Origin of the sequence: Paraflavitalea speifideaquila (assembly GCF_032395985.1) — a bacterium.
GTDB lineage: Bacteria > Bacteroidota > Bacteroidia > Chitinophagales > Chitinophagaceae > Paraflavitalea > Paraflavitalea speifideaquila.
This window is the reverse complement of the sequence record NZ_CP135920.1, coordinates 6,624,131-6,644,622: the sequence shown is the minus strand read 5'-3', so window position 1 is coordinate 6,644,622 and position 20,492 is coordinate 6,624,131. Positions and strand designations below refer to the sequence as shown.

The 20,492-nt window shown below is 45.2% G+C and carries 32 protein-coding genes and 2 pseudogenes; 15 read left to right on the top strand and 19 right to left on the bottom strand.

Going from position 1 to position 20,492, the window contains the following annotated elements:
• Nucleotides 1-7: 7 nt before the first annotated feature.
• The 6 genes and pseudogenes from RS881_RS45645 to RS881_RS45620 form a co-directional block, all read right to left on the bottom strand.
• Nucleotides 8-315, bottom strand: a pseudogene (locus RS881_RS45645) (Glu/Leu/Phe/Val dehydrogenase dimerization domain-containing protein); the annotation flags it as partial.
• A gap of 319 nt (nt 316-634) precedes the next feature.
• Nucleotides 635-853 carry a CcmD family protein gene (locus RS881_RS45640; RefSeq protein ID WP_315816881.1) on the bottom strand — a complete coding sequence of 73 codons (219 nt, stop codon included), beginning with the start codon at nt 851-853 and terminating at the stop codon, nt 635-637.
• 2 nt (nt 854-855) lie between these two features.
• Nucleotides 856-993 carry a hypothetical protein gene (locus RS881_RS45635; RefSeq protein ID WP_315816880.1) on the bottom strand — a complete coding sequence of 46 codons (138 nt, stop codon included), beginning with the start codon at nt 991-993 and terminating at the stop codon, nt 856-858.
• A 14-nt stretch (nt 994-1,007) separates the two neighbouring features.
• Complete coding sequence (locus tag RS881_RS45630; protein ID WP_315816879.1) at nt 1,008-1,187, bottom strand: hypothetical protein; 180 nt, start codon at nt 1,185-1,187, stop codon at nt 1,008-1,010.
• Nucleotides 1,169-1,273: a cytochrome c biogenesis protein CcsA gene (ccsA, locus tag RS881_RS45625; RefSeq protein WP_315816878.1), complete on the bottom strand. Its 105-nt coding sequence runs from the start codon at nt 1,271-1,273 to the stop codon at nt 1,169-1,171. Before ccsA ends, RS881_RS45630 begins: the two co-directional genes overlap by 19 nt.
• A gap of 346 nt (nt 1,274-1,619) precedes the next feature.
• A complete protein-coding gene (locus RS881_RS45620) occupies nt 1,620-2,189 on the bottom strand; it encodes a heme exporter protein CcmB (RefSeq protein WP_315816877.1) in 570 nt (189 codons plus the stop codon).
• Nucleotides 2,190-2,367: 178 nt separating this feature from the next.
• On the opposite strand from RS881_RS45620, the gene RS881_RS45615 reads away from it, so the two are divergent.
• Nucleotides 2,368-3,237, top strand: a complete 870-nt coding sequence (locus RS881_RS45615; protein ID WP_315816876.1) for a DUF6263 family protein — start codon at nt 2,368-2,370, stop codon at nt 3,235-3,237.
• Nucleotides 3,238-3,372: 135 nt separating this feature from the next.
• Here the strand turns inward: RS881_RS45615 and RS881_RS45610 are convergent, their stop codons facing one another.
• Complete coding sequence (locus RS881_RS45610; RefSeq protein WP_315816875.1) at nt 3,373-3,942, bottom strand: thymidine kinase; 570 nt, start codon at nt 3,940-3,942, stop codon at nt 3,373-3,375.
• A 75-nt stretch (nt 3,943-4,017) separates the two neighbouring features.
• On the opposite strand from RS881_RS45610, the gene RS881_RS45605 reads away from it, so the two are divergent.
• Together RS881_RS45605 and RS881_RS45600 are read left to right on the top strand one after the other, a co-directional pair.
• Nucleotides 4,018-4,572: a hypothetical protein gene (locus tag RS881_RS45605; protein ID WP_315816874.1), complete on the top strand. Its 555-nt coding sequence runs from the start codon at nt 4,018-4,020 to the stop codon at nt 4,570-4,572.
• Nucleotides 4,569-4,727 carry a DUF8457 domain-containing protein gene (locus RS881_RS45600; protein ID WP_315816873.1) on the top strand — a complete coding sequence of 53 codons (159 nt, stop codon included), beginning with the start codon at nt 4,569-4,571 and terminating at the stop codon, nt 4,725-4,727. The genes RS881_RS45605 and RS881_RS45600 overlap by 4 nt, the downstream gene beginning before the upstream one ends.
• Here the strand turns inward: RS881_RS45600 and RS881_RS45595 are convergent.
• The 3 genes from RS881_RS45595 to RS881_RS45585 are packed head-to-tail and all read right to left on the bottom strand — an operon-like array spanning nt 4,700 to nt 5,813.
• The gene (locus RS881_RS45595; protein WP_315816872.1) at nt 4,700-4,936 is read right to left on the bottom strand and encodes a hypothetical protein; all 237 of its coding nucleotides are present in this window, start codon (nt 4,934-4,936) and stop codon (nt 4,700-4,702) included. The two genes, RS881_RS45600 and RS881_RS45595, sit on opposite strands and share 28 nt — an antisense overlap.
• Nucleotides 4,903-5,235, bottom strand: coding sequence for a hypothetical protein (locus tag RS881_RS45590; RefSeq protein WP_315816871.1), 333 nt, complete (start codon nt 5,233-5,235; stop codon nt 4,903-4,905). The genes RS881_RS45595 and RS881_RS45590 overlap by 34 nt, the downstream gene beginning before the upstream one ends.
• A gap of 35 nt (nt 5,236-5,270) precedes the next feature.
• Nucleotides 5,271-5,813 carry a 3-deoxy-D-manno-octulosonic acid transferase gene (locus RS881_RS45585; RefSeq protein WP_315816870.1) on the bottom strand — a complete coding sequence of 181 codons (543 nt, stop codon included), beginning with the start codon at nt 5,811-5,813 and terminating at the stop codon, nt 5,271-5,273.
• Between the two features lie 842 nt (nt 5,814-6,655).
• Between RS881_RS45585 and RS881_RS45580 the strand changes: the two genes are divergently transcribed.
• The 12 genes and pseudogenes from RS881_RS45580 to RS881_RS60835 all read left to right on the top strand — a co-directional run bounded on the left by RS881_RS45580 (nt 6,656) and on the right by RS881_RS60835 (nt 15,530).
• Complete coding sequence (locus tag RS881_RS45580; protein ID WP_315816869.1) at nt 6,656-7,792, top strand: DegT/DnrJ/EryC1/StrS family aminotransferase; 1,137 nt, start codon at nt 6,656-6,658, stop codon at nt 7,790-7,792.
• A 51-nt stretch (nt 7,793-7,843) separates the two neighbouring features.
• A complete protein-coding gene (locus tag RS881_RS45575; protein WP_315816868.1) occupies nt 7,844-9,091 on the top strand; it encodes a UDP-glucose dehydrogenase family protein in 1,248 nt (415 codons plus the stop codon).
• A gap of 110 nt (nt 9,092-9,201) precedes the next feature.
• Nucleotides 9,202-10,182, top strand: coding sequence for a UDP-glucuronic acid decarboxylase family protein (locus RS881_RS45570; protein ID WP_315816867.1), 981 nt, complete (start codon nt 9,202-9,204; stop codon nt 10,180-10,182).
• 226 nt (nt 10,183-10,408) lie between these two features.
• A complete protein-coding gene (locus RS881_RS45565; RefSeq protein WP_315816866.1) occupies nt 10,409-10,819 on the top strand; it encodes a nucleotide sugar dehydrogenase in 411 nt (136 codons plus the stop codon).
• Nucleotides 10,819-11,589: a nucleotide sugar dehydrogenase gene (locus RS881_RS45560; RefSeq protein ID WP_315824816.1), complete on the top strand. Its 771-nt coding sequence runs from the start codon at nt 10,819-10,821 to the stop codon at nt 11,587-11,589. Before RS881_RS45565 ends, RS881_RS45560 begins: the two co-directional genes overlap by 1 nt.
• Nucleotides 11,589-12,592: pseudogene (rfbB, locus tag RS881_RS45555) on the top strand (dTDP-glucose 4,6-dehydratase). Before RS881_RS45560 ends, rfbB begins: the two are co-directional and overlap by 1 nt.
• A gap of 171 nt (nt 12,593-12,763) precedes the next feature.
• Entirely contained in the window at nt 12,764-13,225 is a 462-nt protein-coding gene (gene rfbC, locus RS881_RS45550; RefSeq protein ID WP_315816865.1) for a dTDP-4-dehydrorhamnose 3,5-epimerase, read from the top strand.
• A complete protein-coding gene (locus RS881_RS45545) occupies nt 13,198-13,344 on the top strand; it encodes a hypothetical protein (protein WP_315816864.1) in 147 nt (48 codons plus the stop codon). The genes rfbC and RS881_RS45545 overlap by 28 nt, the downstream gene beginning before the upstream one ends.
• Entirely contained in the window at nt 13,331-14,242 is a 912-nt protein-coding gene (gene rfbD, locus RS881_RS45540) for a dTDP-4-dehydrorhamnose reductase (protein WP_315816863.1), read from the top strand. Before RS881_RS45545 ends, rfbD begins: the two co-directional genes overlap by 14 nt.
• Before the next feature lie 76 nt (nt 14,243-14,318).
• Nucleotides 14,319-15,068, top strand: a complete 750-nt coding sequence (locus RS881_RS45535; protein ID WP_315816862.1) for a glycosyltransferase family protein — start codon at nt 14,319-14,321, stop codon at nt 15,066-15,068.
• Nucleotides 15,062-15,283, top strand: a complete 222-nt coding sequence (locus tag RS881_RS45530; RefSeq protein ID WP_315816861.1) for a hypothetical protein — start codon at nt 15,062-15,064, stop codon at nt 15,281-15,283. Before RS881_RS45535 ends, RS881_RS45530 begins: the two co-directional genes overlap by 7 nt.
• Nucleotides 15,270-15,530, top strand: a complete 261-nt coding sequence (locus RS881_RS60835; protein ID WP_350340325.1) for a glycosyltransferase family protein — start codon at nt 15,270-15,272, stop codon at nt 15,528-15,530. Before RS881_RS45530 ends, RS881_RS60835 begins: the two co-directional genes overlap by 14 nt.
• Here the strand turns inward: RS881_RS60835 and RS881_RS45525 are convergent.
• From RS881_RS45525 to RS881_RS45485, 9 genes are all read right to left on the bottom strand, one after another.
• The gene (locus RS881_RS45525; protein WP_315816860.1) at nt 15,452-15,829 is read right to left on the bottom strand and encodes a hypothetical protein; all 378 of its coding nucleotides are present in this window, start codon (nt 15,827-15,829) and stop codon (nt 15,452-15,454) included. The two genes, RS881_RS60835 and RS881_RS45525, sit on opposite strands and share 79 nt — an antisense overlap.
• Nucleotides 15,813-16,124, bottom strand: coding sequence for a hypothetical protein (locus tag RS881_RS45520; RefSeq protein WP_315816859.1), 312 nt, complete (start codon nt 16,122-16,124; stop codon nt 15,813-15,815). The genes RS881_RS45525 and RS881_RS45520 overlap by 17 nt, the downstream gene beginning before the upstream one ends.
• A gap of 19 nt (nt 16,125-16,143) precedes the next feature.
• Complete coding sequence (locus RS881_RS45515; RefSeq protein WP_315816858.1) at nt 16,144-17,118, bottom strand: RNA polymerase sigma factor; 975 nt, start codon at nt 17,116-17,118, stop codon at nt 16,144-16,146.
• Between the two features lie 228 nt (nt 17,119-17,346).
• Complete coding sequence (locus RS881_RS45510; RefSeq protein ID WP_315816857.1) at nt 17,347-17,586, bottom strand: hypothetical protein; 240 nt, start codon at nt 17,584-17,586, stop codon at nt 17,347-17,349.
• A gap of 125 nt (nt 17,587-17,711) precedes the next feature.
• Entirely contained in the window at nt 17,712-18,479 is a 768-nt protein-coding gene (locus RS881_RS45505; protein WP_315816856.1) for an IPT/TIG domain-containing protein, read from the bottom strand.
• Nucleotides 18,480-18,487: 8 nt separating this feature from the next.
• The gene (locus RS881_RS45500; protein WP_315816855.1) at nt 18,488-18,871 is read right to left on the bottom strand and encodes an IPT/TIG domain-containing protein; all 384 of its coding nucleotides are present in this window, start codon (nt 18,869-18,871) and stop codon (nt 18,488-18,490) included.
• 30 nt (nt 18,872-18,901) lie between these two features.
• Entirely contained in the window at nt 18,902-19,504 is a 603-nt protein-coding gene (locus tag RS881_RS45495; protein ID WP_315816854.1) for a Kelch repeat-containing protein, read from the bottom strand.
• Complete coding sequence (locus tag RS881_RS45490; protein WP_315816853.1) at nt 19,450-19,989, bottom strand: hypothetical protein; 540 nt, start codon at nt 19,987-19,989, stop codon at nt 19,450-19,452. Before RS881_RS45490 ends, RS881_RS45495 begins: the two co-directional genes overlap by 55 nt.
• A complete protein-coding gene (locus RS881_RS45485; RefSeq protein WP_315816852.1) occupies nt 19,965-20,465 on the bottom strand; it encodes an IPT/TIG domain-containing protein in 501 nt (166 codons plus the stop codon). The genes RS881_RS45490 and RS881_RS45485 overlap by 25 nt, the downstream gene beginning before the upstream one ends.
• Nucleotides 20,466-20,492: the final 27 nt, after the last annotated feature.

Genomic DNA, 20,492 nt, shown 5'->3' with positions numbered 1-20,492 from the left:
GTGCAGGAACGTCGATGCCGGGGCCGATAAAGTTTTTCTTGATCAGCTCGGAAGTATAACGGCGCGTTATCTTCTCCAGCTCATAAGGCGTGTATTTTTAGGATCGATGGTGATACCCCCTTTAGCACCAGCAAAAGGAACGTTTACAATGGCGCATTTGTAGGTCATCAGTGCTGCCAGGGCCATTACTTCGTCCAGGTTAACACTCATGGCAAAACGGATACCTCCTTTACAAGGCAGCTTATGGTGTGAGTGCTGAACCCGGTAAGCCTTGATCACTTCAATCTTTTCGCCAATCTTCACCGGAAAGTGCATCCGGTATACGGCATTACATTGTTTAATTTGCTCCAGGACTCCGGGGTCCCACTTGGTAAACTGCGCGGCTTTATCAAAACTCTTTTCCACCGCGCCAAAAAAACTGTACTCTGACATGATTAGCAATTTTTATGGTGAATCGTTAAACACAAGATCAGCAAGCATCCATCATTCGGCAATGCTGAACGATCAATGATTGGTTATTATTGGGAACAAGCGTAAATATTTTTAGTTCAATGGATTGCTTAAAAATGGTCAATCCCGAATAGGATCGGGACTGCAGTTATTGGTTATATGGCCATTGACTATTCACAACGCACTATTGTCCTTTTTCCAGCTTCGTTATTTTCCGGTCCAGGCTTATCAAATAAATGATCAATCCCAACAGGATGGTAATGGCTACAGCCAACACCACATAGATCTTTCCACCTGCTCTTAAGCCGGTACCTTGATCAGCTCCAGCACCATTTTCCTGGGCACTGGCCCATACTGCCGGTAGTAGGATAAACAGGGTAATGAGTAATTTCTTCATGCGCATAATTAATGGAAATGTTTTTTCTCTTCCAGTGTTTTCAATCGCAGATACAGGGTGGTGATCCATACGCCCAACAGGGTCCAGGCCACAACAGCTGGCCAGAATACCTTGCGCATCTCGGGGTCAAGGTCCTGCCCGTTCAATCCGGGATTACCTTCTACGCCTTTTCCCCGGGGTGCAGGGATTCTACCAGGCGGGGCAGGATCAGGATCATGGGAATATAGATAAAATAAGCAAATATGTTATAAACAGCCGCCACACGGCCCCGTTTATCAAGATCAGTCATAGAATTGCGGAGTACAAAGTAGGCGAGGTAGATCAATAAGGCGATCGCCACCCCAATTGTTTGGGATCATTGTTCCAGGGCGTACCCCAGGTATAATTGGCCCAGATCATGCCGGTTATCAAGCCAAGAACGCCCAATACCGTACCCGTTTGGGCATACTGCCAGGCATACAGGTCATATTTTGGTTGGGGTTACGCAGATACTTGATGGAATAGACCAGCGAAACTGTGACCAGCACCAACTGCGCAAACCACATAGGTACATGGAAAAAGAGATTCCGGATGGTTTGATAAAGGTTGCCTATTTCAGGTACTTTCACTAAAAACCTGCAGTGAAAGTGTAGAGCAACAAAACGATACAAAGTATTTTCCACCAGTACTGGCGCATATATTTCCGGGCTATTGGTGATAGATATTGGCGATTGAAGGATCGGGGTGAGACTTGCCAACTACCTGAATTAGGGGGCAAAATTAGGGAAAAGAATCAGTCTTTCCAAAGAAACGGGAATAAGATAACAGCCAGTGCTATCACCATGATATCCAGTCCTACCAGCATCAGCACGAGACTGGTTAACCCCGCTTGGATCACATCCGAGAAGGCCGTATTGGAAATGCGCATCAGCAGCAATACCTGCGGAATGATGAGTGGAAAGCCCATAATGGCCATCAGGGCGGCACTTTGCTGCGCCCGTGCAGCAATGGCTGCCAGGAAGGTAAATACCAGGCTCAGGCTGCAGCCGCCCAGGCATACAATGCCTAGAAACCTGAAGGGATTATGTACCGGATTGCCCATGAACAACTGGAAAAGCAATAGACTTACCAGGCTCATGAGTACCATGAGTATCACATTAAAGATCAGCTTGGACAATACAAAGTCACGCGCTCCGGCAATGGTATAAAAGTACAACATCCGCCCCCGGCTCTCGGCCAGGAAGCTTTTAGCCACCGCATTGATACAAATAAAGAGCTGGATCATCCAGAACAGGCCATTCCATACCTTTTCCTCCGGCCCTTCACCCATGGCCATGTACAATACAAAAATGGTAGAAGCCACATACAGCAATATGCCATAAAGGTATATTGCTGCCGGATCTCCAGCAGGAAATCCTTTTTACCAACGCCCAGATATGATTCACTTGTTTACCAGCCATAAAGGATTGCGCGAAAATAAATAGTTCATTGGGTTATTCCATTTACTTTTTCCAGCATCTACCTGTAAAACTATATTAATCATGACCACCAGACTGCTTTTGTTTGCCATCCCGATCATTACCCTCATGGGTCTTTCCTGCCATACCAACACCAGCCCCCGGCCCTGGCAATTACAGCCGCCAGCCGATAGTACCTGGCATTTTGTGGCTCAATCCATCCTGATACCGAATACCCAATATAAGCGGACCGACACAATAACCGTTTCCTTTAACCTCCGTTCAATAAAAGGGCCCGACAGTTTGCTCACTTTTCATCTTAAGGTAGAGGAGTTTAAGCGCCCGGAATCCAATATTGGTATGATCCTACCCTCTAAAAGTGCCGAAGAGTTGGAAAATGAGCTGCAGGAATGGAAGGCATTCAAAGACTCCTGCCTGCAAGTTGTCATCAACGATTCCCTTATGGCAAAGTGGAGTAGCAAGGGCGAGCTGGTGAGCGTGAATGGGGTAGAGCGGATATTGAAGAAAATTGCCCGTACTACCGGGCATGATAGCCGGGATGTATACAGCAACCTGGAGGATATATTCAGTACAAGGGCTATGGAGGACCTGCTTAAACAATGCTTCTTTTACCTTAGTAGCCGGCCCTTGCAGGTGGGCGAAAATTGGGTAAACAACTATACCCTCAAAGCCAAAGCGCCCATGAAATACAGTAACCTGATTACCCTGAAGCAGGTACAGGGCGATACGGTGGAATTGGCCATTAAAACAGCCGTTTCGGCCTGGACGGGAGAAGGCGGGAGGATATTTGCAAAAGGCGATCAATGGGGTAAGGTGCTTGCCAGCCGCACTACCGGTATGCCCTACTATTTTTCAGTAGAGGATACAATGGTCACTAAAACTGATTATTACAATGTAACGAGCCGCCGTGTATTTACCCTGCAGGCACGATAAAAGGTGACACCTAATAAAGGCAAAAGGTGGGCCACCCTGAAGCACTGCTTTGCGGGCAGCAGGGTGACTCACCTTCATGTTGAAAAGGTGACACCTTTGCCCTGCATTGCATGCGAAAGGTATCAACCTTAATCCTTAAGGCTTTTCATAATAACATTTCCGGCACCGGGGTTCATAGGAATCTTTTGCTCCCAGCAATAATTGGGAAGCTTCCGGCACTTTGCGAAAGGAGTAGTTGGCAATATTGCCGCAACGCACACAAATAGCATGCAGTTTGGTAATGAAATCGGCCTTGGCCAGCAGATTGGGCATTTGGCCAAAGGGCTTTCCTTTGTAATCCATATCCAATCCCGCTACAATAACGCGGATGCCTTTGAGTGCTAACTGATCACATACATCGGGCAACTGATCATCGAAAAACTGAGCTTCATCAATACCCACCACATCTACTTCACCTGCCAGTAACAAAATAATCTGCGAATTATCGATGGGCGTTGATTGAATGGCATTTTCATCATGCGATACAATATCCATTTCATGATAACGTGTATCTACCCGGGGTTTAAAGATCTCAACCCGCAGGTTGGCAATGCGTGCACGCTTTAATCGGCGTATCAGTTCTTCTGTTTTACCAGAAAACATAGAGCCGCAGATCACTTCAATAAAGCCGCGCCGTTCGCCTGATATATTTGGTTCTATGAACATGTTAACGGAAATAGGTATAATAATTGTTAACTTTATAGTCAATAACTAACCCATAAAGTGCCCACTTAATCTATTATGGAGCGATTAAAACAATTGATCGGCAAATTAAATGAACAATTTGAACAAAATGCCGATAATAAACAACTATTAGTAACCACTCAACTCATTGAGGCGGAACTAATGCGGCTGTCAGCTGCCTCCCGCGTATCACAGGGTACCTCCAAGGTAGCTGTAGTGATGCCGGCAGCACGTACAGTATACAATACGGTGGTAGTGGAAACACCTGTATTGGAAGAAAAAGTTGTGGAGGAAGTAGTGTTACCTGTTGAAAAACAGGAAGAAAAGCCCGCAAAGAATGGCAATGGTACCCATACACCAGCAGCAGCTGTACAAACAGGCATCCCCTTCAATCCGCTGATAGAGATACCCACTTTGGCCCACCAATCATCGGCCAAAGAGCTCAATGAAATGATGGCATCGGCCCAGGCTTCTCTTAATGATAAGTTAAAAGAAGATCGGGTAGAGGTAGGCCATCGCCTCAATGATTCACCCGTGCGCGACCTTAAAAAGCCATTGGTATCAATGACCGTTTTGTTTTTATCAGTGAATTATTCAGGGGTGATGAAGTGATGTATGAGCGCAGTGTGAAAACCATCAATAGCTTCCGCATCTACCCCGAAGCACAATATTGGATAGAAAGAGAGTTGAAGATTAAACTGGGCTGGGACGATTCCAAAGAGATCACCCGCCACTTCTATCAGTTGGTTAAGAGACGATTCTCCTGAATAAATTGCAACACGGCGTCTGTAGCGCCTGTTTTAGCATGAACATATTGGCCTGCCTGGTGGCAGGCTTTTTTATAGGCTTCCTCATCGGCTAATAAGTTATCCAGCACTTTCTCTAACTCCAGGGCCGTTTTAATAGGAAAGGCCCCGCCTTCATCTACCAACTCTGCTGCTTCTATATACTTTTCATATACTGGTCCAAATACCACAGGTTTATGATATACAGCGGCTTCCAACACATTGTGCACTCCATCATCGCCCAATCCCCGCCTATATAGGTTATGGTAGCATATTTATATAGCCTCGACAGCATGCCAATATTATCAATGATCAGCGTATTGGTAAGTTGCTGTTCGCGGCTTACCGTTCCCGGAACCCGTTTTTGCAATACCGAATAACGGATGGTATGCTTAAATAACTTTTCGATCTCCTTGAGGTGGTTTTCATGAATTTCATGCGGAGCAATAATAAATCGCATATCGGGATGCGTATTGGCATAGTGGTCCAACTCTTCCTCATCTTCGGGCCAGGTGCTGCCGGCTACTACCGTAATATGGTTGCCGCAAAAGTCTCAACAACCGGTATGGGGCTGAACTTTTCAGCAATCGTGGCTACCCGGTCAAAACGTGTATCTCCATTCACCGTTACATTGCTTGAAAAACCAATACCGGCCAGCAGGTCTTTGGAATCCGGAGTTTGTACAAATAAACGGATAAAACTCTTCAACAGGCGTCGATGCAGGCCGCCATACCATTTGAAAAATGGTTGATCGGGCCTGAAAATACCAGAAACCAATAGTACAGGGATTTGCCGCTTTTTTAAAGTAGTCAGGTAATGATACCAGTACTCGTATTTTATCCAGATTACCAGGTCGGGTTGTACCATGTTGAGGAAACGGCGGGCATTGGCCTTTGAATCCATGGGCAGGTAGAACACATAATCGGCTCCTTCATAATTCTTGCGCACCTCATACCCCGAAGGCGAAAAGAAGGTGAGAAGGATCTTTACACCCGGGTATTGACCGCGTAAGGCCTCCAATACCGGCCGGCCCTGCTCAAACTCCCCAGAGAAGCGCAGTGCATCCAAACCAGTCGTGAATCGTGAATCGTGAATCGTGAATCCTTTGCTTCCTCATTACTGCCGATTGCCGATTCACGATTGCCGACTTCCACTTTCAGCTTCTCAAACAATCCTTTCCTTCCTTCCACCCACAGTTTGGCTTTGGGATTCCAGCGCGCAGCCAGGCGTACTCCCAATAGGTAGAGCCGGCAAAAATGGTATAAAAAAACAGGTGCACGGGTTAATAGATTAACCGCAAAAATCGGGAAAACATTAAGAAATTATCATTTTCTCCCTTGGAAAGATGTATCCAGCCAGGCATAAGATATTGAAATACATGGAAAATTGGCAACTATACCGGTCACAGAACGGCCTTCAATCGGGGGTAGATAGTGGCCAGGAAAAGTACATGTTGCCCTATAAGCAGTATGTAATAAGTAGATAAACTAATAATAAGCCGTAGATAAGCCGCCTATCATAAGGACGGCTTATCTACGGCTTATATACAGCTTATATACGGCTTATCTACGGTTTATGCTGCTTGTTGACACGAATTTGACTACTTCTTGAAGCGGTATGAACAGGGGGAGAAAGAAGTAGGAGAATACCTAGAAGGATAGGCACAGTATATATTATAGTGATAAAATAATATATGACACTTTCAGGCCTATGGCCTTAACATGAATAATGTGAAGGAGGGAGGCAGGGTGGGGAATGGGTAAAATACGTAATTTTTAGGGGCTGATCAGCGTAAGGATACGCTTTTATATGGGGTTTGTCCCTGATTACCTGCGTTACTTACTATCTGCCCATTGCATAAACCAGTTTTTGTGGTAGGTTTGTGCCCGTTTCAAAAGAAATCGTTGAGTATGCGGCCGATACAAATGGTGGATTTAAAGCAGCAGTATGCAAAGATCAAGACAGATGTTGATGCAGGTATTCAGGAGGTACTGGACACTGCGGCATTTATAAATGGAAAAGCTGTTGCCAATTTTACGGCCGGCTTAGCGAAGTACCTGGGCGCCAAGCATGTAATACCCTGTGCCAATGGTACAGATGCCTTGCAGATAGCCATGATGGCGCTAAACCTACAACCCGGTGATGAGGTAATTACACCTTCTTTTACCTATATCGCCACCGTGGAGGTCGTTGCCCTCCTGAAGTTGAAGCCGGTTTTTGTAGAAGTTGATCCCAAAACGTTTTGCATCGATCCCGCTGCTATAGAGAAAGCGATCACACCAAAAACCAAAGCTATTGTTCCAGTACACCTGTACGGACAAAGTGCCGATATGGAAGCTATCATGGATATAGCCAGCCGGCATGGTTTGTATGTGATTGAAGATACGGCACAGGCCATTGGCAGTTCGGTTAAGTTCAAAGATGGCACCGTGAAAAAGGCGGGTACCATCGGAACGATAGGCGCCACATCCTTCTTCCCATCCAAAAATTTAGGTTGTTATGGAGATGGTGGGGCAATATTCACCGACGATGACGCGTTAGCCAGCCAGATGAAAATGATTGCCAATCATGGTCAAAGTAAACGTTACTACCATGAAGTGGTGGGATGCAACAGTCGCCTGGATTCTTTACAGGCTGCTGTACTGAATGTGAAATTGCCATACCTGGATAGCTATATTGCTGCACGCCAGGCGGCGGCTGATTATTATGACAAGGCTTTTGCCAATCATCCAAAGATCACCACCCCTGCACGCGCTGCTTATAGTGACCACGTATTTCATCAATATACCCTCTTGTTGGAAGGTGTGGACCGTGATGGATTGAATCAATACCTGGCCGACAAGGGTATCCCCTCCATGATCTATTATCCTGTACCCGCTCATCGGCAACAAATGTTTGAAGCATTCGGCGGTTCATCCTATATCCTCGAAACAACCGACTGGCTTACGGAAAGAGTGATCTCGTTACCCATGCATACAGAGCTGGACGAAGAACAACTCCTTTTCATTACCAGCCATGTGTTGGAATTTATTAATAAACATTCATAAACCTTAGCCTCCGATATAGGCTTTGTTGAACCCTAACAAAAACGTTTCAATATGAAAATTGCTGTTGTTGGCACCGGTTACGTTGGATTGGTGACCGGAACCTGTTTCGCTGAAACAGGAAATGATGTTACCTGTGTAGACATCGATAAATCGAAAGTAGATAAACTTACGAACGGTCAGATCACTATTTATGAACCGGGCCTGGAGAAATTGTTTCTCCGCAATTTGAAAGAAGAACGTCTGCGTTTTACCACGAGCCTGGAAGATGGTATCAAAGATGCCACTATTATTTTCCTGGCCCTGCCTACTCCTCCTGGTGAAGATGGTTCTGCCGACCTGAAATACATATTGGGCGTGTCCGATCACCTGGGTAAGATCCTGAAGGATTATAAAGTAATTGTAGATAAGAGCACGGTACCTGTAGGTACTGCTGAAAAAGTACATGCAGCTATTGCTAAAAATTATAAGGGTGAATTTGATGTAGTATCCAATCCCGAGTTTTTGCGGGAAGGGGTAGCGGTAGAAGACTTTATGAAACCCGACCGTGTAGTTATCGGCGCTTCTTCCGAAAGAGCCAAGAAAGTAATGAGCGATCTGTATGGACCGTTTGTACGTTCTGGTAATCCCGTGATCAATATGGATGTACGTTCGGCCGAGCTGACTAAATATGCTGCCAACTCATTCCTGGCCACCAAGATATCTTTCATGAATGAAATTGCCCAGTTGTGCGAGCGCCTGGGTGCCGATGTAGATATGGTGCGCCGTGGCGTAGGTAGTGATGAGCGTATTGGCAAACGCTTCCTGTTTCCTGGTATCGGGTATGGCGGTAGCTGTTTCCCCAAGGATGTACAGGCACTGGTAAAGTCTTCCAGGGAAGTAAGTTATGATTTCCAGATCCTGAATGCAGTAATGGATGTAAATGAGCGTCAGAAATTGCACCTGATGCCCAAGATCAATAAATATTTCAAGGACAACCTGAAAGGCAAGAAATTTGCTTTATGGGGCTTGGCCTTTAAGCCCAATACAGATGATATACGGGAAGCACCGGCTTTATATATGATCGATGAGCTGACGGCGGCCGGCGCTACGCTAAGTGTATTTGATCCTGAAGCGATGCCCAATGTAAAGGGTGTTATTGGTGATAAAGTTGAGTATGCCGAGAATCAGTATGATTGCCTGGAAGGCGCTGATGCGTTGATCATTGCCACCGAGTGGAATGAGTTTCGCACGCCCAACTTCCTGAAGATGGTGACTGCGCTGAAGAACAAAGTGATCTTCGATGGCCGTAACCTTTTTTGAAGGCAATGCAGTGAAAGAATTAGGCTTCTATTATGAGAGTGTAGGAAGGGCTACAGCAGTTCCCGGACAGAAATAATTCCCTTGTATCACTTCCTACAAACAACAACACCATGGCAAGAAAGAGAGTACTTATAACCGGTGCTGCCGGATTTCTCGGATCACATTTAAGTGACCGTTTTATCAAAGAAGGTTTTCATGTTATTGGCATGGACAACTTGATCACAGGCGACCTTAAGAATATTGAGCATTTATTCAAACTGGAACAGTTTGAGTTCTATAATCACGACGTTTCTACATTTATTCATGTGCCGGGCAACCTGGATTATATCCTGCACTTTGCTTCTCCGGCCAGCCCCATCGATTACCTGAAAATACCTATCCAAACATTAAAGGTAGGTTCATTGGGTACGCACAACTGCCTTGGATTGGCAAGAGCCAAGGGCGCCAGGATCCTGGTAGCCTCTACTTCAGAGATCTATGGCGATCCTGTTGTTCACCCGCAAAATGAGGAATACTGGGGTAATGTAAACCCGGTAGGGCCACGTGGTGTATACGATGAAGCCAAACGTTTCCAGGAAGCCATTACCATGGCCTATCATACCTTCCATGGACTTGAAACGCGTATTATACGCATCTTCAATACCTATGGCCCACGTATGCGCCTCAATGACGGCCGGGCTTTACCTGCCTTTATTGGCCAGGCTTTGCGTGGTGAAGACCTGACTGTATTTGGCGATGGCTCTCAAACAAGAAGTTTTTGTTATGTAGATGACCTCGTAGAAGGTATCTATCGCTTGTTGATGAGTGATTATAACCTGCCGGTAAATGTGGGCAACCCCGATGAGATCTCCCTCAAAGATTTTGCAGAAGAGATCATTGCACTGACTGGCACCAAACAGGAAATCGTATATAAACCCTTGCCTGTAGACGACCCCAAACAACGTAAACCGGATATTACCCGTGCCAAACAAATACTGGGTTGGGAACCAAAAGTAGGCCGGAAGGAAGGATTGAAGATCACTTATGAGTACTTCAAATCACTGAAACCGGAAGAATGGTTCAAACAACCGAAAGAATTTGTTAGCCGGTAAAAAAACTAATAGAAGTCAGGCTGCTTATAGCGGCCTTACTTGTTTTTAAACTGAACCGACAGGTTGATCGAACAGGCAGGTTGTGTACAACAATTTGCCCAATGCTGTTGGGCTAATAATATTCGGACATGTACCAGGAATTAGTTGATCAGAAAGCCAGGTTAGCTGTTATTGGTTTAGGCTATGTGGGCCTGCCAATAGCATTGAATTTGCCCGCAAGATATCCGTGATCGGTTTTGATATTAATGCCAAGCGGGTGGAATTAATGCAGCAAGGCATTGACCCCAGTAAGGAAGTTACCGCAGAGGAATTCAAGGGAACCAATATTGTATTTACCAACGACCTGGAGTTATTAAAGCAGGCCAATTTCTTTATTGTGGCCGTACCTACACCGGTTGATAAATACAATGTACCCGATCTGAAACCTTTGATCAGTGCTTCCGAAACGGTAGGCAAGGCATTGAAGAAAGGCGATTATGTGGTGTATGAGTCAACAACCTATCCGGGTTGTACAGAAGAAGATTGCTTACCGGTATTGGAAAAGATATCGGGCTTACAAATGGGCACTGATTTCAAGCTGGGGTATTCGCCCGAGCGTATCAACCCGGGCGACAAAAACATACGTTACGAACAGTAATAAAAGTAGTATCGGGCAATGATCCGGAATCGCTGGATGAAATAGCGAAGATCTATGAACTGGTGGTGGAAGCTGGTGTGCATCGTGCCTCCTCTATCAAGGTAGCCGAAGCTTCCAAGATCGTAGAGAATACACAGCGTGACCTGAACATCGCCCTGATGAACGAATTGTCACTGATATTTGACCGCATGGGGGTCAATACTTATGATGTGATCGAAGCGGCCGGTACCAAATGGAATTTCCTGCGGTTCCAGCCGGGCCTGGTGGGCGGGCATTGTATAGGAGTAGATCCTTACTACCTTACCTACAAAGCTGCCTCCCTGGGTTATGAATCAAAAGTGATCACTGCCAGCCGGTATATCAATGATGATATGGCCAAATATGTGGCACGTAAGATCATTACCCATGTATTGCGTAATTCCAATGATCCTAAAGTGTTGGTGAAGGGAGTTACGTTCAAAGAAAATGTAAGTGATATCCGCAATTCAAAGATCGTAGATACGGTAAAAGAATTGCTGGCCTTCAATATTCAGGTAGATGTGGAAGACCCTTATGCAGAAAATGAAGAAGTGCATGAAGAGTATGGGGTGCATTTGGTAAAACAGCCGGCTACGGATTACGATGCCGTGATTGTTACGGTACCACATAAACCTTATACCACTTTGTGTGATGCAGATTTTGCAGCTATTACGCGAGAACATGCTTTGATAGCGGACCTGAAAGGAATCTATAAACATACAATCACCAGCAGAAAATACTGGAGTTTATAATGGCTAATTACACTAAAACCCTGATGATCACAGGCGGCGCCGGTTTTATCGGTTCGCATGTGATTCGGCTTTTCGTCAATAACTATCCCGGATACCGTATTGTAAACCTGGATGCCCTCACTTATGCCGGTAACCTGGAAAACCTGGTGGATGTACAGGATAAACCCAACTATGTTTTTGAGAAGGGAGATATTACGGACGAGAAAAGGATCAATGAGCTGTTTGAACAATATCATTTTGATGGCATTATTCACCTGGCTGCCGAAAGTCATGTAGACCGTTCTATCATTGATCCGCTGGCTTTTGTTCGTACCAATGTAATGGGTACGGTAACCCTACTCAATACCTGCCGGCAATTTTGGAAAGGCAAGATGGCCGGTAAACTGTTTTACCATGTATCGACCGATGAGGTATATGGCTCCTTGGGCGAAACAGGCTTCTTTACAGAGGAAACATCCTACGACCCGCGCTCACCCTACTCTGCTTCTAAAGCTTCCTCCGATCATTTTGTGATGGCCTATCATCATACCTACGGATTGCCGGTCATCATGAGCAATTGTTCTAATAACTATGGCTCGCACCACTTTCCGGAGAAGTTGATTCCCCTCATGATCAACAATATTAAAAATAAGAAACCTTTACCTGTGTACGGTAAAGGGAGAACGTACGTGACTGGCTGTATGTAGAAGATCATGCACGGGCTATTGATACCATCTTTCATAAAGGAAAGGATGGTGAAAAATACAATATCGGCGGTTTTAATGAATGGAAGAATATTGACCTGGTACACCTGCTGTGCAATATCATGGATAAGAAGCTGGGACGTAATGCTGGTGAATCGGCCAGCCTGATCACCTATGTAACCGACAGACCAGGTCATGATTTGCGCTATGCTATTGATGCCACCAAGCTAAACAAAGAGCTGGGTTGGTCGCCCTCCCTGCAGTTTGAAGAAGGATTGGAAAAACAGTTGATTGGTACCTGCAGCATGAAGATTGGATAAAACATGTTACTTCCGGCGATTATCAACATTATTATACAGCGCAGTACGCGAAGAGATAAGAGAAGAAGTCGGGAAGACCGAAAGACCGAAAGACTGTTAAAATTTGATCAAAGATACTTTCCGACTTTTCGGACTTTCCGACTTGCGGACTTGTATTTTAAAATTATACACATGCCTTTTATTGAAACAGGATTCTCTGGATTATTTGTTTTTGAACCGGTAGTATTTGAGGACAGCCGGGGTTATTTCTATGAATCCTATAATGAGCATACTTACCTCAAACAAGGCATCAGTACCAGGTTTGTGCAGGACAACCAGTCTTCTTCTTCCTATGGTGTGATCAGGGGCCTGCATTATCAATTGGCGCCTTATGCTCAAACCAAACTGGTACGTGTGCTGAAAGGATTGATAATAGATGTGGCAGTAGATATCCGCAAAGGATCGCCCACTTTTGGTAAAGTATATGCGTTGGAATTATCTGCCGAAAACAGAAAGCAGCTGTACATACCAGCCGGCTTTGCGCATGGTTTTTCGGTATTGAGTGAAACAGCCGAAGTATTGTATAAATGTGATGCCTTTTATAACAAGGAAAATGAAGGGGGATATTGTACAATGATCCTGCTTTACAGATAGACTGGAAGATACCTGCAGGCAAGGCCATCATATCCGACAAGGATAGTATCCTGCCTGCCTTGGCTGATTGTAAAAATAATTTTGTATTTGAAGCGCAGCATAGTTATGACAAAGCCTAAAATACTGGTTACGGGCGCTAATGGTCAGGTGGGCATGTCGCTAAGGGATTTGGCTGCTGCTTATCCTTCCTTTGATTTTATCTTTCTCACCAAAGATGAATTACCTATTCACCGGTTTGAGCTGGTAAGTCAGTATTTTGACATGGTGCGGCCAGCTTACTGTATCAATGCGGCTGCTTATACGGCAGTAGATAAAGCCGAGACAGATAAAGAAACGGCTTTCCTGGTAAATGGCGATGCGGTAGGTGTACTGGCATCAGCATGCCATAAATATGGCGCCAAATTTATCCATATTTCCACCGACTACGTTTTTGACGGCAGTTCTCCGGAGCCTTATAAAGAGAATACACGTACCAATCCTATCAATGTATATGGGATCTCTAAATTGAGGGGAGAGGCTTTGTGTTTGTTGTACAATCCTGATGCGGTGATCATTCGCACCGCCTGGGTATATGCAGAGCATGGGAACAACTTTGTGAAAACAATGTTGCGGCTGATGAAAGAACGCCCTGAGATCAAGGTGGTGAATGACCAGGTAGGAGCGCCTACCTATGCGGCCGACCTGGCAGCTGCGATGCTGGACATCGTCAATCGTCAATCGGCAGTCGGCAATGAGCACCCGGGAGCCAGCAACGGCTCATCCATTACTGCGTGGCAGCCCGGTATTTATCATTACAGCAACCAGGGGCGTATTAGCTGGTATGAGTTTGCCCTGGCCATAAAAGAGCTTTCCGGCAGTGCCTGCACGGTACATCCTATTCCTGCTGCCCAATATCCTACGCCTGCTAAAAGGCCTTCTTTTTCTTTGTTGGATACCCAAAAGATACAATCCACGTACCAACTGGTAATACCAGACTGGAAGGATAGTCTGCAACATTGCCTGCAGCGTTTATTATAAGAGGTTTACTGTGAGAGGAGACACCTTTCCTTTTTTTCGATGCAGGCGAAAGGTATGACCTCTAATAAGTACATATATGAACAGACATTGCGATATCATTTGTTTTACCTTATCAAGATGGGATGCAACCATCTCTTCCCCTGCACTGGCACTGGCCATTGAATTTGCCAGGCATAACCGGGTATTTTATGTAGAGCATCCTTTTTCCTGGAAAGATTATGCAGGTATGCGCAATGATCCACAAATACAACGCCGTAAGCCAGCTTTACTGAAGGGGCGGGATATTTACAGCAATCCACCTTCCCTGCCATCAAACCTGACGGTAGTAACTCCCCGGCTTACCATACCGGTTAATTTTTTGCCACCTGGGGTTTTGTACAATGGTTTATCGAAGATCAATGATATGATCATATTGCAGGCGATCCGTCGTTTAATAAAGGATTATCAGGTAAAGGATTTTATTTATGTCAATTTCTTCGATCCTTACTTTGTACGCAGCATACCGGCCGATATACAACCCTTGTATACGGTTTACCAATCGATGGATGATATTTCACAGGTAGCCTATTCCAACCGGCATGGCAGTAAGTTGGAAGAAGAGATCATCCGGAACTTTGATTTTACCCTGTGTACTTCCAAAGAACTTACCCGATTAAAAAGCGCTTTTTCGCCCAATACCTGGTTCCACCCCAATGCGGCGGATATTGATATATTTAAAAAGCAGTTACAGAAATATTACCCAAACCGCCCGAGCTGCAAAACATTACCAAACCGATCATTGGTTATACGGGTAGTATTGAATACCGGTCGGATTTTGAATTGTTGAAAAAGATCGCGGAGTACCATAAGGATAAAATATTGTTCCTGGTGGGGCCTATACAAGGCGATGAGCACAAAGCAGCAGGGCTTGATACCCTGCCCAATGTGGTTTTTGCAGGGGCCCGGAAGATCACTGAATTGCCCAATTATCTCCAGTATTTCGACTGTGTGATCATTCCTTTCAAAAAAGAATACGCTTACCAAAAGCATTTACCCACTTAAGATCAATGAATACCTGGCTGCCGGTAAGCCGGTAATAGCCACGCATTTTTCAGAAGATATCTATACCTTCCGGGAGGTAGCTTATGTGGTAGACAGCCATGAGGAATTCCTGCAAACCATTGATAAAGCCATGGCTGAAAACAATGAAGCGCGTAAGCAAGCCCGCATTCAGGTGGCGGCTACGAATACCTGGACAGCCCGGGTAGAACAGTTTTGGCAAATACTGGAAAAGGGAAAGAAAGGTTGATAAGTGGACGGATTGAAAGGAGCTAATAGCCAGTAACTAAAAGCTAACTGCTTGTTTTCTGCTCGTGGCTCGAAACCTGCTTTTTCGCTATTTTTTACAGCAGCGGAGTCTTTAGGGGCTCCTGGTTTGCCGGGATTGCGCCAGCCACCTGTCATGCGGTTAACAATCTCCTTCACCACGGTATCAAATTTCAATACCTGTTCGGGCTTACAGAGGGCGCGTACGCGCTGGAAATGCTGGAAGGTGATGAGGTCCAGTTGTTTTTGTAATATGCCTATTTCATCAGCTTTTACCTGCAAGAGGGAGTCTTGTGGTGCGGGTTCCTTTAAGAGGTCGAAGAATCTCTTTTTTTGTATTGCGGATAGAATCCATGAGGGGCTTCTGCCGGCTGATCATGGTATCTCTCAATTTCCAATAAACAGCTTCCTGGTCCTTATCCAGTTTCAGTTCATTGACCATAAATTGTCCCATTTTCCGGTTCCTATCGCCATCACCCTGACCACCTTTTGATGATCGTTGGTTTTCATTGACCAATAAATGGACAATGTAATAATGTTGGTTACCAATAAGATGGCTACTAATAACAGTAACCATTTTTGCTTTGGAAATTTGGTCATGGTACTACTGGGGTTTCATCGTATACGGGGTATGTACCTAACGCGTAATCGGATGCTAAAAGTTGCTGTTGCGTGTTTTCAACAGTGACGGATTTTTCCTGGTGCCACATTTCCATAATGGCAGTGGTATTCAGGATGAGGATGATCGCTGCCAGGCTCAATGCCAGGGCAGGCCGGGCTAGCCAGCGAACGATAGGGCCACCTGTATTTTCCAATTCCCGTTCCATCCGGCCCCGGAGGCGGGTATAAAAGAACGCGGGCGCCTTGGCCCGTTGGATACCCTCCAGGCTGTTGAGCACCTCATCGATTCCTTGTGGATTGTTCGGCTTGGTTGACATGCTATTGTAATTTATGTAAACTATCTTATTTGACGTTATCAGATTAGAAAACCTGCGAATATCAGCCCCCTGCTGCAAATGTTTTTCCAGTATTTTCCGCAGGTTTTGCCTGGCCCGGAAAAGTAGGGATTCAACAGCCGAAACAGAAAGTCCCATCACATCTGCAATCTCTTGATAACTAAGTTCTTCTGCTTTGTGAAGAGTAAATGCCGTTTTCTGGTTTTCAGGCAGCTGTTCAATGGCTTTAAAAAGCAGCGCTGCCTGTTGTTTTCGGTCTAATGCTACTCCCGGATGATAAAAGTCAACCGGGTCATGCAAGAGCTCATTATCAGCTCCAAACAGGCTGGTCAGGAACGCAAACCGCTTTTTCCGTTTTTTACTCCGGATATGATCCAACGCTTTGGTGGTGGTAATACGATATATCCAGGTGGATAGGCGGGCATCTCCTTTAAACTGGTCGATTGATTTGTAAACCTGGATAAATACCTCCTGTGCTACATCTTCCGCATCCGATTCATTCTGCACCACACCTAGGGCGGTATTAAACACCATATCCTGGTAACTTTCTACCAATGTTTTGAAAGCCAGCTCATCACCCTGCCGGAGAAGTAGTATTAGTTCCTGTTCATTCAAGAAAAATCGCCCGATTAGAGTTTGGCGCTACAACTTACGAAATCCTTCGGAATAACAAAGAGTCCCTATATATAAACTTGTCATTCCGTATATAACCGGTAATATCCCAGATCTGATGCCGCTATCTTTCCAGAAGTTAAACGAAGGTTTTGTACTAGCTTGTATAAATAATGGGAAAAAAATGGCCGCCCCCTACGGGGAGCAGCCTGTTATGAAACCCCGTCCTGATCAAAACTTAAATTGATGAATATGGCCTGTGGAGGTCCACCCGTATACGACAGGCGCTCCATTGACGGTAACCATGGCTACATGTTTGATAGCTGGCGCCTGATCGCCACCGATCACTACCCGCCAGGTACCACCGTTTGCATCCGGAGTATATTCCCATACATTTTTATTGACCACGAAATAACCTTTATTTCCTAAGCTAAAAGCAGCGGTGGTTTGAGCAGGGTAATCCTGGGGCATATCCGTAACCTTTGTAAGGCCTTCACCTGCTTTAAACTTATAGAATGTATTACGGGTTTGTAACTGGCCTGTAAGTGCTCTTCCTAAATAGGCTTCATTGCCCAGTATAACGGCTTTGCCATCGCTTAATTTTTCAAAAGATGCGATTGCTTCCGGCGACCAGCTGCCCCTGCTGTTGTTGCCTGCCGGATTAAATTCGTACAGGCTCTTTTGGTACCACCAAAGCCTGTATAGATCTTATTATTCAAAGTGAAGGTAATGGCGTTAACAGTAGGCTCCGGATAATCCGTGAGTTGAGTGGCCGTATTGGTTTCCGGATGAAATTCCCACCATTTGCTATAGAAAGTGGATGGAGTAGAATGGATCATACCTGTGCCGAAGAATACACGGTCGTTGTGTACAACAGCGGCAGGGCCGTACAATTTGAGGGGCGCCATTACCAAGGGTGCTTCCTTGATCGTTGCCCAACCATCTGTATGCTTTGACGGGTCATATACTGCATACCAGGCGGTATCGTTGCCGGTGAACATTTCGGTAAATCCCCAATATATTTTGTTCTTATACACAAAAGACAGGCCTCCGGTAAAGAGCGGGTAATCCTGGTAAATGAGCCTGATCATTTTGTCTTCCCAGTGTGCATATGGGCCTGTGTGTGTAACAGTGAACGATTCCTGTGTTTGTACCGTATAGACGCCGGAGACTACTTCAATCTTATGACTGGTCAAGGTTGTATTTAAGGGAATGGCAAAAGTCAACGAAGTACTGGTTCTGTTGGTTGGGAGACACTCAATACCATTGAATTTTATTTTTGCATCAAATAAATTGGAGCCCGTAATATTAACCGGTGTACCGATTGGACCGGAGGCGGGAGAAAATCCTGCAACAGCGATCATATTGGGGTCTACAGTAAAATCAGTGGCGGTAGTATCCGATTGGTTACCTGTTTTAACAATGATCTTACCAGTGGTTGCATCCAGGGGATTTTTACTTTTAACCGGGTGGTGGTGGCTTCCAGTACAGCATAGCTGGCTGGTACGCCATTGAAATAAACCGTGTTGTCTATTATATTATCCTTGAAATGCTTACCCTGGATGATCACTTCGCCGCCCGGCATGCCTGTGGTAGGTGCAAAAGAGGTAATTTCCAGTGTAGGGTTGCCGGGAGTACCCGGTTGGGGATCAGGGCCTGGTTTGGGTTTATCTTTCTTCCCACAACTTTGTAATGCCAGTGCTGCCAATAAGATCGTTAATACCTGTAATACTGCTAATGCCTGTCGGTTGTTCATGGTTGGTTGCTATGCTTTATATTGATATATTTAATTAAACTTCAGTTCATACAATCGTCCCGATGGATTCCAGCCATATACTACCTGTGCTCCATTGATGGTCAATACAGCCGTTTTGATGATGGTTGGTGTAGTAATGACAGGAGCATTATCAGCACCGAGGACCGCCCGCCAGGCGCCACCAGCAGCATCTGGTGTATATTCCCAAAGATTTCTGTTGATAGCGAAATAGCCCTTATTGCCAATGGTGAAAGTGGGTGTAAAAAAGGTAGGAAGATCTTCAGGCATATCTGCCATTCTTGTGATGACGCCACCTTCTGTATACTTATACAAAGCATGCCGCGATTGAAAATGAGCCGGAAGGGCCCTTCCAAAATAAGCGGCATTGCCCAATACAATAGCACCACCTGAATTTAATTCACTAAAGGGTGCATTGGAAGTATGAAGCCAATTGCCCTTGTTGTTATTAGCTGTTGGATCGAACCGGTATAAGTCCTTATTGACTTCGCCAAAACCTACATACATCTTGTTGTTCAATGTAAAAGCTACTGCGCCATTTACCTCCTTTGGGAAATCGGTTAACCGGGTACAGGTGCTGTTCTGTGTAATAGAGCAGGATGAAATTCCCACCATTTACTATTGAGTCCAGATGCAGTGAGGCCGGTACCAATAAACACCCTGTTATCATGTACAAGGGCTACTGCATTCATCAAATCAGGAGGGGCCATTTCGGCAGGAGGCGGAAAGTGATAGATCCATCCCTTGTCATGCTGAGTAGGGTCGTAAACTACATAGTCGGCAAAGGTTTCATTGTAACCCATGCCTGTAAAACCCCAGTATATTTTATTTTGATAAACAAACGATAACCCATGGAAGAAAGCGGGCAATCCATCCTGAAAAAGAGTTACATTTTTATATTCCCAACGGGCATAAGGGCCGGGAGCGGTAACCGTAAAATTTTCAGTAGTTCCCAGGCTATCATTATCTGATAGTAAGGTGATCTTGTGGGCGGTGAGGTTGGTATTGACTGGTATTTTAAAAACGATTTTTGTAGTACTGCGGCTGGATACCTTGGCTGACACGCCATTTAATTTCACTTTGATGGTATTGCCAAACATGGTTCCCGTAAGGGTAACCTCGGTACCAAATGGCCCTTGTTTGGGGAGAAATCGGTAATGGCAGTTACTGCCGGATCGACAATAAACTCTGTGTCCGTAGTATCCGATAGATTGCCTACTTTAACAATGAGCTTTCCAGTTACTGCATCTTCGGGTACTTTAACCTTCAATTCGGTAGTAGTGGCCTGGTTGATGAATGCTTCGTATATGGCTCCGGAAAAGCGAACGTAATTTTGCAATACATTATCCTTGAAATTTTTACCTGTAATAGTTACCTCTGTGCCGGGCGCTCCCCTGGCTGGACTAAAGGAGGTGATCTCCGGTTTGGTGTTTACTATAGGAGTGGGAGGGGGGGTATCCGGTTGGGGCTCATCGGGAATTGGATCCTTACCACAAGCGTGTACTATTGTCAATAACACTAATAATGACCAAAATACCCGCCGTTCACTGAATAGCTTACTTTTTGCGTTGCTCATACTCCTGTTACAGTTTTTTTAATGATT